We start from the raw sequence: 13,659 nt of genomic DNA, 5'->3' as shown, positions 1-13,659 counted from the left end.
TCAGGAATTAAGAACTGGGCAGACTCAACTGCGGATTTTCGGCGGCAGGGGCGGCGTTTTCGGGACCAGCCACCGCGGGCCCGGCAGAGGCTGACGGCCGGCGCAGCGTGGAGGCGGCCGGAATGCCAGCGGCGGCCGGTTGGAATTCGCTGGCAATAATACGGAATGCCTGCTCCTTCAGGGCCGAAACATCCGCGGGCAGCAGGTGGCTGGTCCGAATAGGGGCGTGCAGCACGATGCGTAAGGGGGAGTAGCGCACCCGGAGCGGCCCGGCCACATCGGGCATAAAGCGGTGGTTCAGGGGCATCGAGACGGGCACGATGGGCACTCCCGTAGCAATAGCCAGCTGGAAGGCGCCGTCTTTGAAAGGCAGCATGTCCTGGCCGGGGCGGGGCGAAATACTGCCTTCGGGGAAAATGACGACTGAGCGGCCGGCCGCCAGACTTTGGCGCGCCTGCACCATGGCCCGGCCCCGGCTCATGGCACTTTCCCGGTTCACCGTGATATACGTGCTGCCGAAAATGGGGCCCCAGAGCGGCACGCGGGCCAGGGAGCTTTTACCCACCACGTTAATGAATCCGGGAATGGCTTTGAACAGCAGCGGGATATCAATGTAGGAGCTGTGGTTGGCCACGTAGAGACAGGGCTGTCCTGCCGGAGGCTGGCTCTTTTTGATGACCTCCACCGGCATTCCCCACATCCGGATGGCAAAAATAGACCAGCCCCGGTTGAGCGCGTGCAGATGCGGATGCCAGGCCGGCCGGTGCTTCAGCAGCCACTGCGCCGGATACGTCACCACGAAGGGCAGCACAAACCAGAAGGTGCTCCAGACCGTGTAGAGGCGGTGCCCCAGAAAAAGCAGTAGACGACCCATGGCTGCAAATTTAGACGCTGGAACTTAGAAGCCGGAAGATAAGATTCCCGGCTGGGTATTACCCCGCCGTTGCCCGCGGGCCGGTTCTCCTGCCGGGCCTCTCCGGGATGCTTCGCTATGCTCTGCATGACGGCCATTTTTCCTTACTGTCCACCCACCCTAAGCCATATCCGGCCGGCGGCTGCGCAGGATGCGTTCGGCTTTCAGCAACCCCGCGACGCTAATGGCATCGGTGATGCGATTATCCATCACCAGCTGTACCGCCTGGCTGAGGGGCAGCTTCCAGAGGCGCAGGTCCTCAGTCTCTTCCGGTTCGGTGTCGCCATGCTCCAGGTCTTCGGCCAGGAAAACAAAGCCTTCCTCATCCGTGACGGAGTTGGAGGTATGCAGGCGGGCAATGTTGGTCCAGCGGCGGGCCGTGAAGCCGGTTTCCTCCTTCAGCTCCCGTTGGGCCGATGCCAGAATGTCCAGCTCCACCGGGCCCCCACCCATCGGGATTTCCCAGCTGTACTCGTTCAGCGGATACCGGTACTGGCCCACCAGCCACGTGTTGCCGTCGGCATCGACCGGGACAATGCCCAGCGCCTTGTTCTTCATCGACACGACCCCGTAAATGCCGCGGCCCCCGGTGGGGTTAACTACCTGATCTTCGCGGACGCTGATCCAGGGATTTTGGTAGTGTACCACGGAGCTGAGCTGCTGCCAGGGGTTGTACTTCTCGTCGAAGTCCGGATCGGTTAGTGACGTCATAAATTCAGAAGGGAGAAAGCCCGGCGGACAACAAAGGTACAACTCGTCAGGTAGGCAAACCGTCGTCAGCTCATCCACCGGGCCGCAGACGGAGTTGAGCGAGCCGGGAAGCGGGTTGATCAAAAAAACCAGGTTTAACCGGCTGACAGCAAGTAGCTTTGTTCCGGAAAGAAACCAGCGCTGCTCGCTATACTGTGGAAAGGAAGTACTGAGCAGCGTATTGCACGACCGGTATTGGGATAGGTGGATGAATGACCAACCGGTTAGTGTGAAAAAAGCCGTTGCGCGATGCAACGGCTTTTTTGTGCCTGGCTCCGAAACCAGAGCACAACATTTTGGCCTTGCTTCAACCCGCGCTGGCGGACCGCCGTACCACGGGTATAGCCGGCCGTTCACATCCCGGTCGGCACCGGATATTGTATGGCCAATCAACCCAACAACCGTTCTGCCCAACCCGGCGACCCTTTGTTCAACCTCAAACACGCGCAGGCCGAGTCGGAGCTGTTGCAGAATACCGGCGGCCTGGGCCCCCTCACCAACGAGTATATTACCACCGAAGAAGATGCCGCCCTCGACGAAGGGCCCCGCGACAAGCAAGGCAACCGCCGCGGCGAAGCCGGGACCCCCGACATTGGCTCCACGGCCGGCCGTCATTAAGTTGCCGGCCGTCAGAACCAGATGAGCCGGCGTGCCGTCCGCCCTGCTCTCGTTTTTGACGCCTGAATATCTGTAAAACCTCCTCTCGAAAGGGCCTCTCCGGTAGCAACGACTGCCGGGGAGGCCCTTTCTCTTGCCAATCGTGCGTGCTACCTTTACCCGCCTATGCTGCTTGCTTCCTACACCGGCCATCCGCTCGAAGCGGGGCTCGATGAGGCGGGGCGGGGCTGTTTGGCCGGCCCGGTTTTCGCCGCCGCGGTCATCCTTCCGCCTGATTTCACCTCGGCCTTCCTGAACGATTCCAAGCTGATGACCGCCCGGCGGCGGGAGCTGGTGCGGGCCGATATCTGCCGCGAAGCGGTAGCGTGGGCCGTGGCCGAAGCTTCGCCGGCCGAAATTGCCCGGCTCAACATTGCCAACGCCAGCTACCTGGCCATGCACCGTGCCGTAGCCGCGCTAGCCCAGGTGCCGCAGCATTTGCTGGTCGATGGCAACCGGTTTCACTCTTACGCGGGAATCGAGCACACCTGCTTCATCAAGGGCGACGGCCGCTACCGCAGTATTGCGGCTGCCTCCGTGCTGGCCAAAACCTTCCGCGACGACCGGATGCACGAGCTGGCCCGGCAGTTTCCCGCGTATGGCTGGGAGCAGAATGCCGGCTACCCCACGGAAAAACACCGCGCCGCTATTCGTGCGCAGGGCCCCTGTGAGCATCATCGAATGGGCTTCCGGCTGCTGTAGGAGGCGTTGGCGTGCCGGGCCGGCTGATTGCTGAAGACACCGCCAGGACCAGGGGCAAGACCTGCGGCCGGCAAGATCCTCCCTCTTACCGGATACCTACAACCCGGCTATTGCTTCAGCCTGAGTAAGTCCAGAAACAGGCTGAAGCCATCCACCGTGGTCCCACCTTCCCCAAAGTTATCGAAGCTCAGGGGCTTGATGATGTAGCCACTCACGGCCAGCTGCTGCGCCTTGAGGCGGTCGGTTTCCAGATCGGAGGTGGTCATGATAAACACGTTCAGGCCTACAAACTCCGGGTCCGACCGGAGCGTGTCGAGCAGCTCCAGGCCATTCATGCGCGGCATGTTGATGTCGAGCAGCACGACGGTGGGCTTGCTGATTTTGGGCTGTTCACCATCGCCGCGGAGCAAGTGTAAGGCTTCACGGCCATTGCGGGCAATGTGCAGCGGGCAGACGATATCGTGCTTGCGCAGCTCGCGTTGCACGTTCATGATGTCCATTTGGTCGTCTTCGACCAGTAAAATGGAGGGAGCCAGGGCGTTATCAGACATAAAATGATTGGTTCGGAACAGGCAAAAGCTGGGACAGTATACGGCCGTAGGAACTTTTTAGGCCGGGCCGGCCACCAATTGACTGGGGGCGGGCCGCCGCTCAGCATGGGCTACCCGCTCTTTGGGCCAGGTGAAAACGAAGGTGGCCCCATGACCCTCAGCGGATTCAACGCGAATGATTCCACCCTGGCGTTCCACGATTTTTTTCACGATGGCCAGTCCTACGCCGGTACTTTCCAGCGTGTCGCGCTCCGTCAGGGTCTGGAAAATGACGAAGATCCGCTCGTGGTATTGCGGATCGATGCCAGGGCCGTTATCGGAAACGGAGAAGGTGTACTGCTGGCGGTCTTCGCGGCAACCGACGCGCACCACCCCTTCTTCGGGGTGTTCGTGGTACTTGACGGCATTGCTGATCAGATTGGTAAATACCTGCTGCAGCTGCACCCGGCTGGTAGTGAGCGTGGGCAGATAAGTCGGCAGCTCAAACCGGAAGCCCGGCGGCTTTTCCAGCGAGTCCACGATTTCAGTCAGCAGCTCCCGGACGTTGATGCGCTCCTCCGCCAGCTGGGTGCGCCCGATGCGGGCCAGATCCAGAATCCCGGTAATCAGGTTTTCCATGCGATGCACCCGCACCCGCATCAGGGCCAGAAATTCCTGAATATGGGGTGGCACACTATGGCCCATATCTTCCTCAATCCAGCGCGAGGCGCTTTCAATGCCCCGCAGCGGAGCCTTCAGGTCGTGCGAGACGACGTAGGCAAACTGATCCAGCTCCTGGTTGCGTCGCTCCAGCTGGGTGATGGTCGAGTCGATGGTGCGAGCCATCAGGTTGAGCGAGTCAGCCAGCGCCGTCAGCTCATCCTGATCCGTATCGTCGATGCGGGTGATGTAGTCGCCGCCGGAAATGCGGGTCGACAGCGCTACCATGGTGGCAATGCGGCGGGCAATGAGGCGGGTGACGTAGGCCGCCCAGAGCAAGCCGACCAGAATGGAAAGCAGCGTGATAATAACCGACCCGAGGCGCGTCTGCCGGATGCTTTCCTCCAGCTTTTGCTGCACTTTTTTGCGGGCCGCCAGCTCGGTACGGTCAAACGCGTCAAAGATTACCCGGATCTGGTCCATGATCTGGGGGCCCGTCAGGCTGGCGGCCAGCGCGCCGTGCTCCATGCCTGCCATGGCAATCTGCCGGGGGTTACGGCGGCGGGCCTCGCGCTTTTCGCTGATCAGCAGATGCGAAAACGACGACCACTGCTGAAACAGCTTCTGGGCGCGCGTGATGCGGGCATACTGCGGGTCGGTGGGGAGCAGCTGATCGTGGATTTCGGAAAAGCGACCCAGCAGCTCCCGCTCGCCCTGGTAGTAGGGTTTGAGCGTGAACTCGTTGCCCAGCAGCAGGTAGCCCCGGAAGCCCGACTCCATGTCGATGATGTTGCGGAACAACATGGAGGCTTCCCCCGTGAGGCGCTGGGATGCCTCCACGCGCTGGGAGTTGCGCAATACCTTGCGCGAAAGCTGGTAGTTGACAAAGACCACCCCCGCAAACAGCGCGGAGATGAGCAGAAAGCCGGCAAAGAGTTTGGTGGAAAGCTTCAGCTTCATGAGGCAGGCCGCGCGGGATACTGACGCAGATTAGCGACCCGTACGCATCTTCTGCTCCAGGGTTCGTAAGAGCTCCGTCACCTGATCGGTGAGGTAGTGGATATCCGAAAGGCCGGCAATAGCCTCGGCGGGGTGTCCCTGCAGGCGCATATCCATCAGGCGGTTGGCCTCGACGTGCAGTTGCCGGTGAGAACGATCCAGGGTGGCCCACTCAGTCCGGTTCCCGGTGGCGCTGCTGGTTCTTTCCTGAATCCAGATGCCCAGCCCGCACTGATCCGGGTCGCGGATGGGGCCTTCGGCCAGGTTGGTGCCGTAGAGAAAGGAGCGGAGCTTGGACTTGAACAGCAGGTGCTTGACCATGGCCGTTTCAAAATCCTGCTTAAGATCTAAGTTCATCTGGAAACGCCCGCCGGGGGCGGCTAAGGTTGGGGGTTGGGCCCGGGGCAGCCGGTAGTGTCTGGCGGCAGCCGGGAAAAGTGGCCCTCGTCGGTTAATCCCGGCGGGTAGTTGGGCCCGCTAAAGAACTCCTACGGGAAGGACGTGCCGCCCGGCCAAGGGAAATAGCTAATTTCGCCCTGCCCTTCCGGCGGCTCGTCTGCCTTACCCTTCTCTTTTCGAATCAATCCTACCCATGGCCGAAGATCTCAAAACCGTCACCCTAAACGACGTTCACCAGCAGCTAGGCGCCAAAATGGTGCCTTTTGCCGGCTACAATATGCCCGTGCGCTATTCCTCCGACCTCGACGAGCACCACACCGTGCGCCGGGCCGTGGGTATTTTCGACGTGTCGCACATGGGGGAGTTTCGGGTGCGCGGCCCCCGGGCCCTCGACCTGATTCAGCGCGTGACCAGCAACGACGCCAGCAAGCTCACCGACGGCAAAGCCCAGTACTCCTGCCTGCCCAACAATGAGGGCGGCATCGTGGACGACCTGCTGGTGTACAAGCTGGCCGATGAGGACTACCTGCTGGTGGTCAACGCCTCCAACATCGACAAGGACTGGAACTGGATCAGCCAGCACAACACCCAGGGCGCCGAGATGCAGAACGTGTCGGATGATATCAGCCTGTTCGCAGTGCAGGGCCCCAAGGCCATTGCCGCCCTGCAGGGCCTGACCGATACCGACCTGAGCCGCATTCCCTACTACTCCTTCGTGCAGGGCACGTTTGCCGGCGCACCCAACGTCATTATCTCCGCTACGGGCTATACCGGCGCGGGTGGCTTCGAGCTGTACGTACCCAACGAGCACGCCCGGCAGGTCTGGGACCGGGTGATGGAAGCCGGCCAGCCCCACGGCCTGAAGCCCATCGGCCTGGGTGCCCGCGACACGCTGCGCCTGGAAATGGGCTACTGCCTCTACGGCAACGACATCGACGACCAGACCTCCCCGCTGGAAGGCGGCCTGGGCTGGATCACCAAGTTCACCAAGGATTTCACCAATGCTGAAGCGCTCAGGCAGCAGAAGGCCGAAGGCGTGACCCGCAAGCTGGTGGGCTTCCTGCTCGACGGCCCCGGTATCCCGCGCAGCCACTACCCGCTGGTTGACGAAGCCGGCGAAGCTATCGGCGAAGTAACCTCCGGCACCCAGTCGCCCTCGCTGGGCAAGGGCGTGGGCCTGGGCTACGTGAAAACCGAGCTGAGCGCGCCCGGCAGCAAGATTTTCGTGCAGGTGCGCGGCAAGAACTTCCCCGCCACGGTAGTAAAGCTACCCTTCGTGCCCGGGACGGAAGAATAATCAGTTGCCGGTTACGAGTTGCCAGTTGCCAGTTCGAGCTGGCAGCTGGCAATTTTGCATTTACTCCTGTCGCAACTCTTCGGCCATGGCGGCGGCCCTGGCACTACCGCCCGGCCGACCGCCTCCCTGGCAACAGGCAACTCACAACAGGCAACTCACAACAGGCAACTCACAACAGGCAACTCACAACAGGCAACTCACAACAGGCAACTCACAACGGGCAACTCACAACTGGTAACTGGTAACTGAAAAATATGCCTTCTCTCGACATCTGTTTTTCCCCCGAGCTGCTGCCGCTGTTTGATCTGCGGGGCCGGGTGGCCGTCATCGTGGATATCCTGCGGGCTACGTCGTCGATGGTGACGGCGCTGGCGGCGGGCGTCACGCACATCGTGCCCTGCAGCGAGCTGGCCGAGTGCCGGGCCCTGGCCGCCCAGGGCTACCTCACCGCCGCCGAGCGCGACGGCGTGCAGGCCGAAGGCGTGGACCTGGGCAACTCGCCCTTCGGCTACCTCGACGGTGTGGTGCCGGTGCGGGGGCGGGGCGTTGCTATCACCACCACCAACGGCACCCGCGCCCTGCACCTTTCCCTGGCGGCCGACGCGGTGGTGCTGGGCGCGTTCCTGAATCTGGCAGCCGTAGCCAGCTTCCTGCGCCGGCAGAATAAGGATGCGGTGGTAGTGTGTGCGGGCTGGAAAGGCCATTTCTGCCTCGAAGACACGCTCTTCGGCGGCGCTCTGGCCGAGCGGCTGCAAGCCGATTTCGACGTCACGGCCTCCGACGCCACGCTGGCCGCCCTCGATCTCTGGCGCACCGCCCAACCCGACGTAGCCGCCTACCTGCTCAAATCGGCCCACGTCCGGCGGCTCAACCACCTGGAGGCGCACCAGGATATGGCGTTTTGCGTGCAGCAGGACGAGTACGATATCGTGCCCATCTGGCGGGATAATCAATTAACAATTAACAATGAGCAATTAACAATGAGCAATGAACAATGAGCAATGAGCAGATCGGTCTAACGGCTACTTACAGCTGTTAACTGCTCATTGATAATTGCTCATTGATAATTGCTCATTGATAATTGTTCATTGCTCATTGTTGATTGTTCATTGAAGTTTCTCGTTCTGTTGGTGGCGGTCGGCGTCGCGGAGGGTTTTCTTGGTCAGGTTGCGCTGCAGGGCGTCGGTCAGGTCGATGCCGGTCTGGTTAGCCAGGCAGATAACCACGAACAGCACGTCGGCCAGCTCATCGGCCAGTACCTTGTCCCGGTCCGACTCCTTGAACGACTGCTCACCGTACTGCCGGGCAATGATGCGGGCTACTTCGCCCACTTCCTCGGTGAGCATGGCCATATTGGTCAGCTCGTTGAAATACCGCACCCCGGTAGTCTGAATCCAGGTGTCCACGGTCTTTTGGGCTTCTTCGATAGTCATGGCAAAGGTGAAATTGGGGAGGTAAGATTACTTAGAACGTCATTCCGAGCGTAGCGTAGCGGAGTCGGGGAATCTCGCGTGGCGTCGTTGGATTACTACTCATTCGTCAGCGCGCGAGATTCCTCGGCAAGCTTGGAATGACCTTCGATGCTGGGACAATGCCCTTTACGACGCCCCCGGCGAGTCCAGCACGATGGTGACCGGGCCGTCGTTGAGCAGCTGCACCTGCATATCGGCTCCGAACTCCCCGGTAGGCACGGGCTGGCCCAGCAGCTGCTCCAGCATCCCGACGAACTGCTCGTAGAGGGGCACCGCTACCGGCGGTGGCGCCGCGCCGATATAGCTGGGGCGGTTGCCTTTGCGGGCGTCGGCCAGCAGCGTAAACTGGCTCACCACCAGCACCTGCCCGCCGATGTCCTGCACGCTGCGGTTCATTTTGCCCTCGTCGTCGCCGAAAATGCGCAGCTGCACCAGCTTGCGGGCCATCCAGTCGAGGGCGCGGGTATCGTCGGCGGGAGCAAAACCAGCCAGCACCAGCAGGCCCGGACCAATCTGCCCGGTGACGCGCCCTTCGACGGTTACGCGGGCTTCGGTTACGCGCTGAATAACTGTTCGCATCTCTTTTGAAGTATGAATTTAGGACTTACGCAAAATGCTTTCACGCAGTGTTTCGCAGGGTTAAACCGCAGTGTTTCGCCGTGCGAGGACGTTAAACACTGCGAACCACTGCGGTTTAACCCTGCGAAACACTGCGTGAAATGGCACCAGGAGGGTTTTGCGTAAGTCCTGGAATTATGAATTCGGGGTTTGGGAAGGAAGAAAGGGCCGGGCCGGGCGGAGTCCGGAGGCAGACTGGTAATATTGCTCCGCCTGCGCGAGTGGGAGCAATTCAAAATTCAGCATTAAAAAAAGGTGTCTGCCGCGAAGAACGATAATCAGACCCGAGAAACCGCCTTCTGGCTGCTGCTGGCCCTGCTGGCCGTGGCTGGGCTACGGCTCTACGGCCTGGCGGACGCTGCCCTGCCCGACTACGACTCGGTGCGCAACTGGCAGATTGTGCAGGAAGTAGCCCAGGGCAACCTGCGTAATCTGTTTCACCACGGCAGCCCCGGCTTTTCGCTGCTGTACGCCCCGGTGGCGTGGTTCACCACCAACTTCCGCATCTTCCAATACCTGAATGCCCTGCTGGCCACAGGGGCCGTGGGCTGGCTGGCCGCCTTCGTGGGGCGCGAGGCCCGGCTGCGGCCCGCCGAAACCGCGCTGCTGGCGTTGCTGGTCGGCTCATCTATCTTTCTGACCTTCTCCGGCCGCGACTTCACGATGGGCTCCCCGAGCCTGGGGCTGTTTGCCGGGCTGCTGCAGGCGTATTACCACCGGCTGCGCCACCCCAGCCGCCCGGCTTTGCTGCGCACCGCGCTCTGGCTGATGCTGGGCTTGTGCGTCAATTATAAATTCCTGCTGACGGTGCCCATTCTGGTGGTTTTCGAGCTGCTCCAGCGCGACGGACTTTTCTGGCAGCGCGGCAGCTGGTGGCGGGCCGCGGGCCTTGTAGCAGCGCCTTACGTGCTGCTGAGCGCCGTGGGCATGGTTGCGGGACTACCGTGGTACCGGTGGGTGGGCGTGTACTACAACATTGTGTTTCCCGGCGCGGCCAATGCCTCCGGCCGCGTGGGCTCAGTGCAGACCGACCTTTTCTACTACCTCCAGTACCTGCGCGACTTCGAGTCGCCGCTGGTGCTGCTGGCCCTGGTAGCCGGGCCGGTGCTGTGGCGGCGGGAGCTGTTTTCGGAGCTGCGCCGCATCAATCTGGTCCGCTACCTGGCGGTGTGGGCGTATTGCTACTTGGCCGGTATGTCGCTGCTGATTAAGGCCCCGCGGGGGTTGCTGCTGGCCTACGGGTTGTTCTATGCGCTGGCGTTTCTGAGCCTGCGGCGCGTGCTGCCGGTACGGGCGCTGGCCGCTGTCGTCCTGCTGGCGATTGGTTTCAACCTGTACCGGATTCAGCGCGAAATCTATGCCTACACGCCCAGCCGCTACCCGCAGGTGGCGGCCTGGCTGCAGGCGCACGGGGCCCGGCGGGTAGCCAGCACCGTGGGGCACGGTCTGGCCCCGTTTGCCCTTGGCCTGGATAGCCTGCAGGGAATTACGAACGAGAATCAGCTGCCCGCTCTGCGGCGGCGCGGCTATCAGTACGTGCTGCTCGATGCCTACTGGCGCGTGGCCGGGGTGCCGCAGTTCGACTCCCTGGCCCGGCGGCCGGCCCTGGCGGCCTGGCCTGAGCCGCTGCTGACCAGCCCGCTGCTTTTCCTGGAGCACTCCGAATACACCGGCCTGAGCTACCACGAAACCCTGGCCCGTCAGCAGGCCGCCCGCCTCGATTCGGTTCAGCTACGGTTGCTGCCGCTATAAGCGTTGCTGTGAGAGCTGGTAGTAGCGTGGGCATAAAGAAAGGAAAACGACCGCAGAGTCGTTTTTCTTTCTTTATGCCCACGCTACTACCAGTTTCTAAGGATGGGCAGTGGTCGGTAGGGTATTGGGGTCCAGCAACGGGATGCTGGCCTTGTAGAAGCGGTTGATTTCACGGATGATAGCATTAGCCATGATGGCATTACCGCGCGGGGTGAGCGAGTACTGGTCCAGCGAATAAAAGTTGCCTCTAATCAACTCATCAGTGTACTTTACCCCATTGACAGAGATACCGTTAAAAGGAGGCGTGAGGGAAATCTGGGAATACAGGTTAACCCCATTGACACTACGATTGATAACGGGCAGCTTGTAGACTTTGTCTGCGAGGCGCACCGCTTCATCATTAATAGTTGTAACGGCTTGGTTAACCCGACCAAACTCGCCCTCATCAAGCACGTCGCGCAGCTTAATTGGGTTACGGTAATGTAGTCCGTAGCGTAAGGATGCTGTACCACCACCCGGCAGGACTACGTTCTGGCGCTTGCCGAACTCGGCGAGCCCGGAAGGAAGGATATAATCGTTTTTAGCCGACATCGGCCGCACAAGCACAGCCCCTGATAGGGTGGAGGCCTGAACGTATATGGTGTCGTTTGACTTGGCCAACGCCTGAACCCGGGCAATAGAGCCCCGTCCCAGAATTGGTAGCTGGTTCATTGAATAGGGGGCCAAGTAGATAATGCCCGGACGACGACCATTGTCCGAAACCTTGTCTAAGATCTTTTTGACGTTGGCTTTCATCAAGCTAATGGCTGCCGAAGTTGGGTTGGCGCTGGTGCAGCTGCCCCCCGAGAGCAGATAAGGCAGCACGTCGCCCAGGCCCATGGAGAAGGTGAAGAACGTCGCGCTGGCGCTGGCATCAGTTACCGCCTGCAGGTAAGTGCGTTCATCATTGGCCGGCAGCAGACGCTCCAGAAACGGATTGAACAGGCCGATGCGCTGTAGATTGGCTTCATTGCCGAGGCCTTTGGTTTCAATCTGCGACAGACGCATGAACGGCACTCCCAGGTTCTGGGGCAGCGTATTGGTCGCCCGTGAATACAGGAACGTCGTGTCGGCACTTCCCCCGCAGGCGCTGGGGTTAATAAATGAGCCGCGGGTGCTCCGGCCGGTTGTCACGCGCTTGGTCTGGGGTAAGCCACTGGCATCAAAGCCTTGTAGCCGTAAATAGCCCGTCCCCGTGCCCTCGGGCAACGTGGGTTGGGGGAAGGTAGATACCCGACCCAGGGTCAGGGCAAACTGCTGGTCAAGCAGGGCGGGTATTGAATATTGCTGGCTGCTTAGCGTGAGGCCACCGTCGCTGTAGCCGGCCGTGTAGTTGTCGCCGACCGCAAGGTACTGGCTTACGTTGAGTGGGCCGGCGCTGGACGCGGGCACCACCTGATCGGGCGAGCAGCCCAACAGCGTCAGAGAGCCGAGCAGCGCGGGCAGGGCCACCCGGGTGGCGGAGGAAAAAGTGAGTTGCACGGAAGGAGAAAAGAAGCCTGCGGAAAATTAAAACGAATAAGACAAGCCCAGGGCTGCCGTATGGACCTGCGTTTGGTACGTGCCCCCCACGTTGTTCACGCCCACCCGGGCCTGCACCACGCGGCTGGTGCGCTCGGCCACATACTCAAACTGGTAGGCCAGATCAGCCGTCATATCCTCGCCCAGCCTGATGCTCAACCCGGCTGATACTCCGGGCTTGTTGCCGTCAGGTAAGTTGGGGGAGATATACTCATCCCGGATCGGGGTTTCGTCGTAGCTCACGCCCGCCCGAAATGTGAGCTTGTCAGAGTAGGCGTACTCGCTTCCTACGCGGAAGGCCATGGCATCTTCGTAGCGGCCCCCAACGGTGCGGGTTGCCAGGCGTGGCGCATCACCGGTATCGAAGGTGAGCGAGTCGAAGCGGCTCCAGCCCGTGAGGGTAAAATCGAAAGTGAGCAGGAGCTTTTTGGTGATGTTATCCGCCATACCGACCGACAAGGCCCCCGGCAGTTTCAGGTCGGTGCGCAGGCTGGTGCGCGCCGGATACTTCCTGGCGTCAATGGCCGGCACGTTGTTGTAGGCTGCCGTCCCGTTTTTGACTTTTAGGGTGACCGGCGAGCGGTAGCTGACCCCGAACGAGAGGTTTTCCCCGGTTTTTCCGTACATCCCGACGTTGAAGCCAAAGCCGCTGCCGGATCCCGAATACTGGGCGCTTACGTCGCGGTCGTCATACTCGCCGAGGGCATACTGCTGACTCATGCGGCCCAGCGCGTACACGGCCCCGGCCCCAACGCTGAAATTCTCACTGAGTCTGAGGGCTGCGGTAGGCTGCACAAACACGGTGTTCAGCCGGGCTTGCTGCACTATGCTGCGGCCTTCCCAGTCGCCGGGCCAGCGGGTATCGTAGCCGTAGGGCGTGTTGATGCTCAAGCCTACCGCTACTTTATCAGTAAGGGCTTTGGTGGCGTAGAAGTAGCCCCCGGGCAAGGGCTGGAATTTCTGGTCAACCAGGCGGCGCGAATCGGTCCCCAGAAACGAGGTGCGGCGCACGTTTGCCAAATGGCCTACGCTGATGTGCGTCAGCGAATCCAGCTGGGCCAGGCCGGCCGGGTTATAATACAGAATGGCCAGGTCGCGGACGTAGGCTACGCTGGCTCCCCCCAACCCCAGGGTCCGGGCGCTTTGCGGGCCCGATTGAAAGCCGCCGGCATGGGCGGAAAGAGAAAACAGGAGCAATCCAAAAGAAAGGTAACGAAGCGGCATGCAGGCGGATTTTCGAACAACAGGAAAACAAAAGTACGAAGCCGCGCGCAACTCAGAACCACCCGCTCCCAGGATTTATCAGATTGATAATCTGCTGTTACGCGGGGCATTACTGAACCCCGGTTT

Annotated in this window: 14 protein-coding genes; 5 read left to right on the top strand and 9 right to left on the bottom strand. The window is 61.0% G+C overall.

Annotated elements, in window-relative coordinates; genetic code table 11:
* Positions 1 to 7: 7 nt before the first annotated feature.
* On the bottom strand, positions 8 to 874 hold the full coding sequence (locus ABD833_RS04150) for a lysophospholipid acyltransferase family protein (protein ID WP_345071175.1): 867 nt from the start codon (positions 872 to 874) through the stop codon (positions 8 to 10).
* Positions 875 to 1,033: 159 nt separating this feature from the next.
* Entirely contained in the window at positions 1,034 to 1,624 is a 591-nt protein-coding gene (locus ABD833_RS04145; protein ID WP_345071173.1) for an NUDIX domain-containing protein, read from the bottom strand.
* A 420-nt stretch (positions 1,625 to 2,044) separates the two neighbouring features.
* Here ABD833_RS04145 and ABD833_RS04140 point away from each other — a divergent pair, with 420 nt between their 5' ends.
* Positions 2,045 to 2,281 carry a hypothetical protein gene (locus tag ABD833_RS04140; RefSeq protein ID WP_345071172.1) on the top strand — a complete coding sequence of 79 codons (237 nt, stop codon included), beginning with the start codon at positions 2,045 to 2,047 and terminating at the stop codon, positions 2,279 to 2,281.
* 165 nt (positions 2,282 to 2,446) lie between these two features.
* On the top strand, positions 2,447 to 3,022 hold the full coding sequence (locus ABD833_RS04135) for a ribonuclease HII (protein WP_345071171.1): 576 nt from the start codon (positions 2,447 to 2,449) through the stop codon (positions 3,020 to 3,022).
* 107 nt (positions 3,023 to 3,129) lie between these two features.
* Here ABD833_RS04135 and ABD833_RS04130 read toward each other — a convergent pair whose 3' ends face one another.
* From ABD833_RS04130 to ABD833_RS04120, 3 genes are read right to left on the bottom strand one after another with little or no spacing between them, the layout of a single operon-like run.
* Positions 3,130 to 3,573 (bottom strand): response regulator, encoded by a 444-nt coding sequence (locus ABD833_RS04130; protein WP_345071169.1) that lies wholly within the window; start codon positions 3,571 to 3,573, stop codon positions 3,130 to 3,132.
* 57 nt (positions 3,574 to 3,630) lie between these two features.
* The gene (locus ABD833_RS04125; protein WP_345071167.1) at positions 3,631 to 5,172 is read right to left on the bottom strand and encodes a sensor histidine kinase; all 1,542 of its coding nucleotides are present in this window, start codon (positions 5,170 to 5,172) and stop codon (positions 3,631 to 3,633) included.
* A gap of 30 nt (positions 5,173 to 5,202) precedes the next feature.
* Positions 5,203 to 5,568, bottom strand: a complete 366-nt coding sequence (locus ABD833_RS04120; protein ID WP_345071166.1) for a CZB domain-containing protein — start codon at positions 5,566 to 5,568, stop codon at positions 5,203 to 5,205.
* A gap of 235 nt (positions 5,569 to 5,803) precedes the next feature.
* Here ABD833_RS04120 and gcvT point away from each other — a divergent pair, with 235 nt between their 5' ends.
* Both gcvT and ABD833_RS04110 read left to right on the top strand, forming a co-directional pair.
* Entirely contained in the window at positions 5,804 to 6,907 is a 1,104-nt protein-coding gene (gene gcvT / locus ABD833_RS04115) for a glycine cleavage system aminomethyltransferase GcvT (protein WP_345071165.1), read from the top strand.
* A gap of 254 nt (positions 6,908 to 7,161) precedes the next feature.
* A complete protein-coding gene (locus ABD833_RS04110; RefSeq protein WP_345071163.1) occupies positions 7,162 to 7,905 on the top strand; it encodes a 2-phosphosulfolactate phosphatase in 744 nt (247 codons plus the stop codon).
* Between the two features lie 108 nt (positions 7,906 to 8,013).
* On the opposite strand, the gene ABD833_RS04105 is transcribed toward ABD833_RS04110, so the two are convergent.
* Together ABD833_RS04105 and dtd are read right to left on the bottom strand one after the other, a co-directional pair.
* Positions 8,014 to 8,340, bottom strand: coding sequence for a nucleotide pyrophosphohydrolase (locus ABD833_RS04105; protein WP_345071162.1), 327 nt, complete (start codon positions 8,338 to 8,340; stop codon positions 8,014 to 8,016).
* 165 nt (positions 8,341 to 8,505) lie between these two features.
* Positions 8,506 to 8,958: a D-aminoacyl-tRNA deacylase gene (dtd, locus tag ABD833_RS04100; protein ID WP_345071161.1), complete on the bottom strand. Its 453-nt coding sequence runs from the start codon at positions 8,956 to 8,958 to the stop codon at positions 8,506 to 8,508.
* A gap of 294 nt (positions 8,959 to 9,252) precedes the next feature.
* Here dtd and ABD833_RS04095 point away from each other — a divergent pair, with 294 nt between their 5' ends.
* Entirely contained in the window at positions 9,253 to 10,749 is a 1,497-nt protein-coding gene (locus tag ABD833_RS04095) for a hypothetical protein (protein ID WP_345071160.1), read from the top strand.
* A 96-nt stretch (positions 10,750 to 10,845) separates the two neighbouring features.
* Here the strand turns inward: ABD833_RS04095 and ABD833_RS04090 are convergent, their stop codons facing one another.
* Both ABD833_RS04090 and ABD833_RS04085 read right to left on the bottom strand, forming a co-directional pair.
* The gene (locus ABD833_RS04090; RefSeq protein WP_345071159.1) at positions 10,846 to 12,270 is read right to left on the bottom strand and encodes a hypothetical protein; all 1,425 of its coding nucleotides are present in this window, start codon (positions 12,268 to 12,270) and stop codon (positions 10,846 to 10,848) included.
* A 27-nt stretch (positions 12,271 to 12,297) separates the two neighbouring features.
* Positions 12,298 to 13,506 carry an OmpP1/FadL family transporter gene (locus ABD833_RS04085; RefSeq protein ID WP_345071158.1) on the bottom strand — a complete coding sequence of 403 codons (1,209 nt, stop codon included), beginning with the start codon at positions 13,504 to 13,506 and terminating at the stop codon, positions 12,298 to 12,300.
* Positions 13,507 to 13,659: the final 153 nt, after the last annotated feature.

Origin of the sequence: Hymenobacter fastidiosus (assembly GCF_039539565.1) — a bacterium.
Lineage (GTDB): Bacteria > Bacteroidota > Bacteroidia > Cytophagales > Hymenobacteraceae > Hymenobacter > Hymenobacter fastidiosus.
Note: the sequence above shows the minus strand (reverse complement) of the source record. Positions and strands in the feature narration are given on the sequence as shown.

What these genes read in the sequence shown, in the direction of transcription:
- ABD833_RS04125 (WP_345071167.1), bottom strand. Translation starts at nt 5,172, where the DNA reads ATGAAGCTGAAGCTTTCCACCAAACTCTTTGCCGGCTTTCTGCTCATC.
- ABD833_RS04130 (WP_345071169.1), bottom strand. Translation starts at nt 3,573, where the DNA reads ATGTCTGATAACGCCCTGGCTCCCTCCATTTTACTGGTCGAAGACGAC.
- ABD833_RS04110 (WP_345071163.1), top strand. Translation starts at nt 7,162, where the DNA reads ATGCCTTCTCTCGACATCTGTTTTTCCCCCGAGCTGCTGCCGCTGTTT.
- gcvT (WP_345071165.1), top strand. Translation starts at nt 5,804, where the DNA reads ATGGCCGAAGATCTCAAAACCGTCACCCTAAACGACGTTCACCAGCAG.
- ABD833_RS04145 (WP_345071173.1), bottom strand. Translation starts at nt 1,624, where the DNA reads ATGACGTCACTAACCGATCCGGACTTCGACGAGAAGTACAACCCCTGG.
- ABD833_RS04120 (WP_345071166.1), bottom strand. Translation starts at nt 5,568, where the DNA reads ATGAACTTAGATCTTAAGCAGGATTTTGAAACGGCCATGGTCAAGCAC.
- dtd (WP_345071161.1), bottom strand. Translation starts at nt 8,958, where the DNA reads ATGCGAACAGTTATTCAGCGCGTAACCGAAGCCCGCGTAACCGTCGAA.
- ABD833_RS04140 (WP_345071172.1), top strand. Translation starts at nt 2,045, where the DNA reads ATGGCCAATCAACCCAACAACCGTTCTGCCCAACCCGGCGACCCTTTG.
- ABD833_RS04105 (WP_345071162.1), bottom strand. Translation starts at nt 8,340, where the DNA reads ATGACTATCGAAGAAGCCCAAAAGACCGTGGACACCTGGATTCAGACT.
- ABD833_RS04150 (WP_345071175.1), bottom strand. Translation starts at nt 874, where the DNA reads ATGGGTCGTCTACTGCTTTTTCTGGGGCACCGCCTCTACACGGTCTGG.
- ABD833_RS04135 (WP_345071171.1), top strand. Translation starts at nt 2,447, where the DNA reads ATGCTGCTTGCTTCCTACACCGGCCATCCGCTCGAAGCGGGGCTCGAT.